At 41.2% G+C, this 9,805-nt stretch carries 10 protein-coding genes, 1 tRNA gene and 1 rRNA gene; 5 read left to right on the top strand and 7 right to left on the bottom strand.

Translation table 11 applies throughout. From position 1 onward, the window contains the following. Positions 1 to 12 precede the first annotated feature (12 nt). Positions 13 to 1,761 carry a DNA polymerase III subunit gamma/tau gene (dnaX, locus tag ACYSNU_RS17225; protein WP_461738392.1) on the bottom strand — a complete coding sequence of 583 codons (1,749 nt, stop codon included), beginning with the start codon at positions 1,759 to 1,761 and terminating at the stop codon, positions 13 to 15. A gap of 283 nt (positions 1,762 to 2,044) precedes the next feature. Here dnaX and ACYSNU_RS17230 point away from each other — a divergent pair, with 283 nt between their 5' ends. The 3 genes from ACYSNU_RS17230 (at position 2,045) to ACYSNU_RS17240 (ending at position 5,281) form a co-directional block, all read left to right on the top strand. Beyond that, positions 2,045 to 3,301 (top strand): SPFH domain-containing protein, encoded by a 1,257-nt coding sequence (locus tag ACYSNU_RS17230; RefSeq protein ID WP_461738393.1) that lies wholly within the window; start codon positions 2,045 to 2,047, stop codon positions 3,299 to 3,301. A 121-nt stretch (positions 3,302 to 3,422) separates the two neighbouring features. Further along, on the top strand, positions 3,423 to 4,541 hold the full coding sequence (locus tag ACYSNU_RS17235; protein WP_461738394.1) for a TFIIB-type zinc ribbon-containing protein: 1,119 nt from the start codon (positions 3,423 to 3,425) through the stop codon (positions 4,539 to 4,541). Next, the gene (locus tag ACYSNU_RS17240) at positions 4,538 to 5,281 is read left to right on the top strand and encodes a TPM domain-containing protein (RefSeq protein WP_461738395.1); all 744 of its coding nucleotides are present in this window, start codon (positions 4,538 to 4,540) and stop codon (positions 5,279 to 5,281) included. Before ACYSNU_RS17235 ends, ACYSNU_RS17240 begins: the two co-directional genes overlap by 4 nt. Before the next feature lie 63 nt (positions 5,282 to 5,344). Here ACYSNU_RS17240 and ACYSNU_RS17245 read toward each other — a convergent pair whose 3' ends face one another. The 3 genes from ACYSNU_RS17245 to ACYSNU_RS17255 form a co-directional block, all read right to left on the bottom strand. Continuing rightward, a complete protein-coding gene (locus ACYSNU_RS17245) occupies positions 5,345 to 6,175 on the bottom strand; it encodes a VOC family protein (RefSeq protein ID WP_461738396.1) in 831 nt (276 codons plus the stop codon). 180 nt (positions 6,176 to 6,355) lie between these two features. Further along, positions 6,356 to 7,315 (bottom strand): D-2-hydroxyacid dehydrogenase, encoded by a 960-nt coding sequence (locus ACYSNU_RS17250; protein ID WP_461738397.1) that lies wholly within the window; start codon positions 7,313 to 7,315, stop codon positions 6,356 to 6,358. Between the two features lie 9 nt (positions 7,316 to 7,324). Then, positions 7,325 to 7,648 carry a nucleotide pyrophosphohydrolase gene (locus tag ACYSNU_RS17255; protein WP_461738398.1) on the bottom strand — a complete coding sequence of 108 codons (324 nt, stop codon included), beginning with the start codon at positions 7,646 to 7,648 and terminating at the stop codon, positions 7,325 to 7,327. Between the two features lie 155 nt (positions 7,649 to 7,803). On the opposite strand from ACYSNU_RS17255, the gene ACYSNU_RS17260 reads away from it, so the two are divergent. Beyond that, positions 7,804 to 8,145 (top strand): hypothetical protein, encoded by a 342-nt coding sequence (locus tag ACYSNU_RS17260; protein WP_265458775.1) that lies wholly within the window; start codon positions 7,804 to 7,806, stop codon positions 8,143 to 8,145. A 17-nt stretch (positions 8,146 to 8,162) separates the two neighbouring features. Continuing rightward, on the top strand, positions 8,163 to 8,324 hold the full coding sequence (locus tag ACYSNU_RS17265; protein WP_461738399.1) for a hypothetical protein: 162 nt from the start codon (positions 8,163 to 8,165) through the stop codon (positions 8,322 to 8,324). Positions 8,325 to 8,663: 339 nt separating this feature from the next. Here ACYSNU_RS17265 and ACYSNU_RS17270 read toward each other — a convergent pair whose 3' ends face one another. The 3 genes from ACYSNU_RS17270 to rrf form a co-directional block, all read right to left on the bottom strand. Further along, on the bottom strand, positions 8,664 to 9,101 hold the full coding sequence (locus ACYSNU_RS17270) for a hypothetical protein (protein WP_461738400.1): 438 nt from the start codon (positions 9,099 to 9,101) through the stop codon (positions 8,664 to 8,666). Positions 9,102 to 9,602: 501 nt separating this feature from the next. Further along, a tRNA-Asn gene (locus ACYSNU_RS17275) sits at positions 9,603 to 9,676 on the bottom strand. A 10-nt stretch (positions 9,677 to 9,686) separates the two neighbouring features. After that, positions 9,687 to 9,802 (bottom strand): 5S ribosomal RNA (gene rrf / locus ACYSNU_RS17280). Between the last annotated feature and the right edge of the window lie 3 nt (positions 9,803 to 9,805).

Consider the following 9,805-nt stretch of genomic DNA (forward strand, 5'->3'; position numbering starts at 1 on the left):
TATTAGTTTTAGTTAATCATCAACAACTGTGACCAAAGAGCCAAATAATTTTTGAGCCTCTTCGACACTTTCTTCGCTGTTTTGCGGCATTGCCACCTGATCTTCATTGCCGATTTCAGCAATCTGCTGAGGCTGCTCTTGAGCAATCGTAACAAAAGCCTGCCGCAGCTCAGGCCACGCCTCTTTTGGAATAAAGAGGGGCTCTGGTGCGTAATCCGTCGTTAAACGGCTGAGGTTATTTTGCAGCGTCGCCTTTAAATTTACATCATCTGTGGCCCGCTGACAAATAATTTCATATTCAAAGGCCAGTAAAAACTTATTGGGACCGGCAGCAATTGGTTCGCTATGGCGCATCAGCGCTTTTTGCTGAACCGGCAGCATATCCAATAAATCTCCCCAGACTTGCCGCAGCTGATTCAAATTGTCTCGAGTAGCCTCCTGCAAAATTTGGAAAACCTGCTCTTTAGGAATCCGCATCGTCGCTGTTTTGCGATTTTCAGCTTTGCCGTTTGTAGCAGGCTTTGCAGACACTGGCTGACCAGTGTCTTTTAATTGCTGCAATTCCTGTTGCAGCTGACTGATCTGCTGTTTCAATTGGCTGATTTCAGCCGTTGAAGCAAGCATCTCACCAGATGCTTGACTCTCAGCAACGAGTACAGGATCTGCTACTGGGCTGGCCGATTTTAAAGTCGCCAGCTTAACAGTGACAACCTCCAGATAAATATTCGGACTATTTGTAAAACGAACCTCACTTTGAGTTTCATTCAAAAGACGAATGTATTCGTATAAAACTTCAGCCGGGATTTCTTCAGATAAATTTTTAAAACTATCCGTCAGTTGACCGGACTTCTCTTCAATAATTTTTGGCGCCTGCTGATACATCAGTAAATCTCTGCAATATAAAAGCATGTCCTCTAAAAAGCGGCGGGCTTCCTTGCCTTCAGCCAAAATTGCCGTCAAGCTTTCTAAAGCTCCTTCCACCTCATGATGAAAGGCTTGGCTCAGATATTGATCCATCATTTCATAGGTCAAACTACCGGTAACTGCCATTGCATCCGCCAAGGTAACTGTCCCACCACTGAAGGAAATTGCCTGATCCAAAATACTTAAAGCATCCCGCATCCCGCCTTCTGCTGCTCGGGCGATTACGAAAATCGCTTCTTCTTCAAAGGCCACATCAATTTCTTTTAAAATATGTTCCAAATGCTCAACGATATCCTGCACCCCAATTCGCTTAAAATCAAAGCGCTGGGTTCTCGAGATAATCGTCAACGGAATTTTATGGGGCTCTGTTGTCGCTAAAATGAAGATAACATTTTCTTTGGGCTCTTCCAAAGTTTTCAACAAGGCATTAAAAGCTCCAGTTGAAAGCATATGGACTTCATCAACGATATAGACCTTGTATTTAGCTTGAATAGGTGCATAATTGGCCCGGTCGCGGATAAAACGAATTTCTTCGACGCCGTTGTTACTAGCAGCATCGATTTCGATGACATCCTCCTGCCGACCTTCGGTAATCGACAGACACATCTCACAATGATTGCAAGGCTCCCCGTCGACACTGTTGGGACAATTAATCGCTTTAGCAAAAATCTTAGCGGCACTGGTTTTCCCTGTCCCCCGCGGTCCCGTAAACAAATAGGCATGGGACGTTTTATGCTGGATAATGGCATTTTTTAACGTTTGGGTAATCGCCTTTTGCCCGACAACATCAGCAAAGCGCTGCGAGCGCCAGACCCGATATAAAGCTTGATAAGCCACGGCCTTCATCCTCTCAAAAAATCACTAGTATCTATTATAAGGGATTGCCGATAAAAAAACTACACTAAATCCCCAGCAAAATCTTCCCGTTGAAAGACTTAAGAGATAATTTATTTTTAAAGAAAATCTCCTTCATAGCCCACAAGAATCCCTCCTTGTTTACGTTGGGCTTCTAAAAAAAAACACGCTTTCTCCGCCTTAAGACCTACCGCTTAAAGCCTAGTGCTATGGTATACTAGGAGTAGCAAATTTTTTTGTAAACTAACCTGAGGAGGCTTTTCATATGGGCTTAATTAAAGCAGCAACAAGTACAATTGGTGGTGGCTTAGCAGATCAGTGGCTCGAGGTCATCGAACCAGCAGAATTAACCGAATCCACTTTGGTGACAACTGGCATGCAAGTACGTCAGGACAGCAAGCGGGGAAGTAATCGCAAAGGGACTGAAGGGGTGATTACCGATGGCTCTGTCGTCCATGTTTATCCAAATACCATGATGCTGTTAGTTGATGGCGGCCGAGTGATTGACTACACCGCTGAAGAAGGCTACTACACTATCAAAAATGAGTTGGCGCCTTCAATGTTTAATGGCGATTTAAAAGACGCCATCAGCGAAACTTTTAGCCGTTTCAAATTCGGTGGCACCACTCCGCAAAAACAACAAGTCATCTATATAAATTTACAGGAAATTAAAGGTATCAAATTTGGCACCGCGACACCGATTAATTATTTCGACAATTTTTATAATGCCGAATTATTTCTGCGGGCTCACGGGACTTATTCAATCAAAGTCACTGACCCGATTTTATTTTATGCCAATGCGATTTCCAAATCTGCACCGCAAATGGATGTCAAAGATATTAACGAGCAATATATGGCAGAATTCTTAACAGCCTTACAAGCCGCTATCAACCAAATGTCAGCTGATGGTCAGCGGATTTCTTACATCCCATCAAAAAGTATGGAACTTAGTCAATATATGGCGGATGTCTTAGATAAAAGCTGGCATGAATTACGGGGCTTAGAGATTGTCTCCGTTGCTGTGGCTAGCATTTCTTATACAGATGACTCCACTCGCCTAATCAATATGCGTAACGAAGGCGCTATGCTCGGCGACCCTGGCATTCGTGAAGGCTATGTTCAAGGATCTGTTGCTCGGGGAATTGAGAACGCTGGTAAAAATCCAAGCGGCTCTGGCTCTGCCTTTATGGGCGTAGGCATGGGCATGAACATGGGGGGCGATTATTTAAGTCAAGCTTCAAAAAATAATCAAGAAGCTGCCCAAAATCAACAGGCTCACCAACATAATCAGACTGGCGAGCAAGCGAGCAGCAATGAGGCTACTTGGACCTGTCCAAATTGCCAGACAGAAAATACCGGCAATTTTTGCACCAATTGCGGCACACCAAAACCGCAACCCAAAGCGGCGGTTAAATTAGAAATGCGCTGTAGCGAATGTCATGAAATTGTCGATTTAACTAACGGCATTCTTAAATTCTGCCCTCATTGCGGCAAACCGTTTGTCGGAATTCCGGTAGAGTAAGAATACTTTGCACCCTTGAAAGACTGAAGCCGCTCTGAGCAATTCAGCCTACTGAAAAAATACAGCAGATACAATCTGTTTCAGTCTTGATTGACTTATACCAAAAGAAACGAGGCCTTTTATGGATGTCCTGACATACAAATGTCCAAACTGCGGTGGCCCTTTAACCTTTAATCCGGAAGATCAAAAATTCCATTGTGATTATTGTTTGAGCATTTTCACCGAAGAACAAGTTAGCGCAGTAGCCAGCCAACAAGCGGCTGCTCAAATGGGCTCTGACACCGCTACTCAGACGATTGATGCAACCGACAGCGAACCAACTGCGGCGGCCTTTACTGAAACAGAACCGGTTGAAGAGGCACAGCTGGATTTATTTTTATGCCCCAGCTGTGGCGCTGAAATCGTCACTGATACCACGACAGCGGCAACCTACTGCTACTATTGTCACAATCCAGTCGTCTTGTCAGAACGCTTAAGCGGGAAGTTTTTACCGGACAAAGTCTTACCTTTTGCCGTTGAAAAAGAAGAAGCCGTTGAAAAATTTATTGCTTGGACAAAAAAGAAATGGTTTGTCCCCAAAAATTTCTTTAATGAAGCGCAAATCGAAAAGCTGACTGGTGTCTATTTTCCTTACTGGGTAATCGATGCCAATTTAAAAGGCTCCCTCTCCGCCACCGGTACAGCCATCCGTGTTTGGCGGGTGGGCGATATTGAATACACTGAAACAAAAATTTACCAAGTGCAGCGGAAAGGCAAATTAGCCTTTTTCGACCTCGTAAAAAATGCTTTGAGTAAAAATACTCAGCAGAAGATGGTCCACATGGTTCAGCCCTTTCCATTAGAAAAGGCTGTTAAATTTAAGTCCCAGTATCTTTCCGGTTTTCAAGCGGAAAAAAGAGACATTGAAATGCAGGCACTGCAGGAAGAAGTCCGTGGCGATTTAAAGGATTATAGTGAAGACCTGCTGCGGGATACGGTTGCCGGATATGCTACAGTCACTAATGTCAATACAAACATTGCGATTGAAAATGAAAACAACCGCTATCTATTGCTGCCGGTCTGGTTGGTGACTTATCGTAGCAATGGCGACGGCAAAAAAGTTTATTTTTACGCTATGAACGGTCAAACCGGCAAAGTCAGCGGCATATTACCAATCAGTTTTGGCCGCCTCGCCTTAGCTAGTTTAGGAATTTTTGCTGTAGTCCTACTGATTGCTTTGATTGGGGGCTACTTTATATGAAAAAGCTCTTTTTAATTTTAAGTTTTTTGCTGTTTACCTGTCTTTTAGTTCAACCTGTCAAAGCGAGTGCCAGCAGCGTCGAAGATAACGCTGGCTTGTTCACGACTGAGGAAATTACCCAGCTTGATGAGGCTATCGACAACTTAAATCAGCACAGTGACGCTCAAATGTTTATTGTCACTAGCTCTACCAGTGTTGGGACAATTCGCAACTACGCAGATAATTACCTGCGGGACAAAGTTGGCAATAACAACAATGGTACGGTGCTAGTCATTGACATGGCTTCGCGAGAGGTCTACATTTCAACTTCAGGAAAAATGATTGAAACCATCACGGATAGTCGTCTAAACAAAATCTTGGATAATGTGCAGGGCAGCCTGCAGGATGGCGATTATTATGGGGCAGCCAATGATTACGTCAAAGGCGTGCGTCGCTATTTTGTAAAAGAAGTTACTTTGATAGAAGGAATTATTGCTGGTGTGATTGCCGTAGTCGCTGGCCTAGCCGTCTTTTTCACCAATCTTTCCCGCTATCAATTAAAGTTCGGTGGCTACAAATATCCTTTCCGAGAAAAATCTAGTTTGGACTTAGATACCCAAACGGATCAATTAGTTAATTCCTATATCACCACCCGTAGAATTCCCCGCAACAACAATAACGGCGGCGGTGGCTTCGGCGGCGGCAGTTCGACCCACTCCAGCGGCGGCGGCACATTCGGCGGCGGTGGACGCAGTTTTTAAGCAAAATAAAAACAGTTGCTATTGACAAATTTCACGCTGAAGCTTGTCAAAGCAACTGTTTTTTTATTTAACTTTGTCAAACCACCATTCGAGTCCTAAGGTATCATAAATGGTGATAATCTGTTCTTTACCATCAATAAAGAAATCCTGCTGCAGAGCATTCAAATGCTCCTTTAAAGCATCAAAGCTCGTCGCATCAACATCAAACTTCAAAAAGTCCAAGCCGTGAACTTCTTTTGTTGATAGCCGGATCGGCTGGCTATCTCCTTGATGAAGCCCCACTTGAAAGTGACCTTCATTTAAAACAAAGAAGCCATGATTTTCATCTTGGGCAGTCAAGCCTAAGATATCTTGATAAAAATCCATTTGTTGCGCCACGTCTAATACGTGCAGATGAATTTTGTCAAAACGAACATCTTTAGAGAAATGAGGCATTTCGCCTTTTGCTTGAGCCAAAATAGCCGCTTCAGAAAGATTCTCAGTGGTTTCTCGCTGACCTTCTTTATGCTCTGAGCAAAAAATTTCAAACTCATTTCCTTCCGGATCAGTCACGACAAAGCCAAGACGACCGTGATTTTCCAAAGCTTCTTTGATTGGATACTCAGCTTTTTTTAGTCGGGCATAAATTTCAGCAAATTCCGCCTCAGAAGGAATAATCATGGACACCCGTGCCATTTTCCGGGGTTGCCCCGTAAATTCATCGGCCCGAGGACTCTCCTCCAAGACTAGCAATTCACTGTCTTTATCAATTGTGCCAAAAATGGCTAACTCATTTTCTTCTCTCTTCAAGTAGAAGCCTAAAGTTTGAAAAAATTTTATTTCTAAATCACGATTTTTTACTCGAATAGCCAAACTTTTCAATTTCGTGGCTGGACTCAAAGCAAATGTTGTCATGCAGTTTCTTCCTCCTTTATATCCCAAAAGACATTTTACACATCTTAGCCTTTTTAAACAAGCAAAAGCCTGTCTGAGGGCGATTTTTTTTGAAGAAAGAGGAATAAAAACAGCACATTTCGCAAAAATTTATTTCATCTCTAAATAAAAACAGACTAGCTAGCACAAATTTTCAAGCCATTAATTTACCTGATTTTTTATGTGACCTTCTAAAAAGCCTTTGACGTTGTCGACAGCAATCCCCATTGACCGCTGACGGCTCTCTACTGCCTGCCAGGCAATGTGAGGAGTCAAATAGCTATTCGGTGCGCTAAGCAGCGGATTATCGGCTTTAATCGGCTCAGTAGAGACTACGTCTGCTGCAAAAGCCTGCAGTTTGCCAGATTTCAAGGCTTCCGCTACGGCTGCTTCATCAACTAAGCCTCCCCGAGAAGTATTTAGCAAGATAACTCTGTCCTTCATCATCTTTATAGAATCCCCATTAATCATTTTTTCAGTGTCGCTGTTTTGGGGGACATGCAGACTGATGATATCCGACTGCTGATATAAATCCTCCAAAGAAACCTGCGTCAGCCAGTCTTCAGAAAATTCCTTCGGGCGATGATTATAGAAAATAACTTTCATATCAAACGCATGGGCAATCTTGGCGGTTGCTCTAGCAATATGACCGAAGCCAACCATCCCAAAAACTTTCCCCTGCAATTCCATTAAAGGATGTTTAGTATAGGAAAAATCAAGACTATTCGTCCATTCGCCAGCGTGAACTGACTGATTATGCAGACCAACCTGATTGGCGATTTCTAATAATAAAGCAAACGTAAACTGAGCCACTGCCTCGGTAGCATAAGTCGGAATATTGGTCACGACAATCCCACGTTTTTTAGCCGCTTCAGTGTCCACCACATTATAGCCGGTCGCTAAGACGCCAATGTATTGCAAATTAGGTGCGGCAGCCAATACCTGCTCATTAATCGGGGTTTTATTCGTCAAGACTAGTTCAGCGTCGCCAATTCTTTCGCTGATCTCTGCGTCAAGATACGCTGTCCGCTCGTAGATTGTCACCTCACCTAAAGCCTTTAAGCTATCCCAAGACAAATCTCCAGGATTTAATACATGTCCATCAAGTACCACAATTTTCATTTCAGCCACCTACAATTCAGTATATTTTTGATGCGAAGCCCGACTTTTTTCCACCGGATATTTCTCCGCATTTTTGACTAATTTTTCCGCAATAATCTGCTCTATATCAAAATCCAAATTATCTGCTAGCATATAAGCATAAATCAGCACATCAGCTAATTCTTCCTTCAAGCGCTCCTGTTGTTGGACAGCTTCTTCTGCCGTCTTCCATTGAAAAAGCTCTAGTAACTCAGCCGCCTCCAAAGAAATCGACAACGCCAAATCCTTTTCATTATGAAACTGTCGCCAATCACGATCATCTCGAAATTGATTGATTTTATCCATTGCGTTCATTTTATCTAACCCCACTTTGATTTCAGTATAGCGAATAAGCCACCAGAATGCCAAAATTACTTTCTTAATTGCAGAAAAAGTTGCAGCGCATTTTTCATCAGTGCGAAGATTTTTTAACTTTGCTATACTAATAGTATCAATAAGGAGGCCATGCTATGAATCCATTACTAGATGAACTACTGAAACAACAATCCGAATTATACAATAAAGCACTTCCCGTTTACGAATTAGTTACCACCCGCAACTTTGATCGCGAACGGGCCTTACTCACCACCAACGAGTTCTATACTGATTGGCAAAAATTAGAAATCTTTTTATGGTTGCATCCAGAAATAGCCAACCAAAAGGAAAAAAACTTTCTTGCCGCGCTTGACGCCTTTTACGATGAACTAAAACAAGTCTTATTCAAAGAAGAAAAAGACACGGCTCAACTCTACAGCAAATTGAGCCAGCTAAAAGACGCCTTTGAAGCCTCAGATTGGTTTGACAAATTATAAAGAAGGATTTGATTCAGATGACACCAGAAGAAGTTTTAGAACGCTTAAAAGAAGAATTAGGTATTCCTCTTTTCAACGGCAAGATTGACGAAAAAACCTATAGTGAAGAAGATTACCAAAAACTTAAAAAAGAACTCAGTGACTATTTTGATAATTATGTTCGCAATGTTGAAAACTAGCCCATCGTCAATTAGACAGCAAAAAAGCATTTTTCTAGATTAGAAAAATGCTTTTTTTGCTACTCTGCTCTTTTTAGCCAAAATACTTTAAAAGATTCATTATTATAAAATAACATAATAGAAAATGACTAAACTTTATTTAAATAACACATCATTACTCAAAAAATAATCTAGATAAACAAAAACCGCTGGTTGGTTAGGCCAGCGGAAAAGGAGTTTTTACCCCAAAAGGAGTAAAATGAAAAATAAAAAGGTTGTTGTTGGTTATGAATTTATAATACATCAAAATATCAGAAATTACATAATAAAACGATTAGAAAATAATTAAATTATTCACTTTTAACGGTTCAATAATATTTTTGTCATTCTCTCAATTGAAAAAACGATGACATCAGAGGCTTCGTCTTGCTTTTGCTCCGCTTGATCAAAGCCTTCAATGTTGACAGTTGCTTCATCTGGATTGATACTTTGAATCATTTCTTGACAACCCTCGACATAATTCATGTAAGCCTTTTCGAATTTTTTATGGATGCCCATGACTTTAGCTGGCGGCCGCAAAGTTTTGACTCTCTCCAACATCGTCTGATATGAACTAGTCCCCGTTTCAAATTCATTGATAATTTGTGACAATTTTTCTGTAGTCAAATCAGACAACTGATCATTATCAATTCCATTACGAATAATTTCGTAACTTGGATTCATTTCTCCACCAATCTTTTCAGTATCGTTAACAATGTCATTAATTGCCTGCACATAATAATTCAAATTTGGTCGCATAGACTCTTCCTACTTTCAGTTATTTACATTTTAAGTTACTCTCTCAAATTTTACCAAAGCTCCATGCTAATGCCAACCTGATTTATTGAGAAATTTTAAACAGACGGTTTGCATTTTTAAGCACATCAAAATAGACTGTTACAATGGTTTCATGAATGGGGGCATAGATATAAGTTTCGTAATTGATTAGGAATACTCTGATTCAAACGTTATCCTGACCGCATTGTCGATAAATTCAGAAAAAATGTTTTCGAAATCTGCTAACTGAAGAAAAAAAGTTGCTAGAGAAAAGAGCTGTTAGCAACTTACATTATTTCTAGTATTTTATTTTGCTCCACTAATATCAATTGGGAAAAAATCTAAAATTATATAAAAAAACCAGCAAACAATATACTTAATTGTCTGCTGGCATAAAATCAAAATTAATAAATTACTGTCTCCTAATAGTAATACCTTCTGAAAACAAAAAAAGATAGCTCAACTATCTTACCTTAGAAATAACTCCGGCAGTAGGACTCGAACCTACGACATCATGATTAACAGTCATGCGCTACTACCAACTGAGCTATGCCGGAATAAACAACTGCGTGGCGACGTCCTACTCTCACAAAGGGCAACCCTTCACTACAATCGGCGCTAAGAAGCTTAACTTCTGTGTTCGGCATGGTTACAGGTGTATCCTTCTCGCTATCGCCACCACACAA

It is taken from the genome of Enterococcus sp. LJL120 (genome assembly GCF_054871765.1).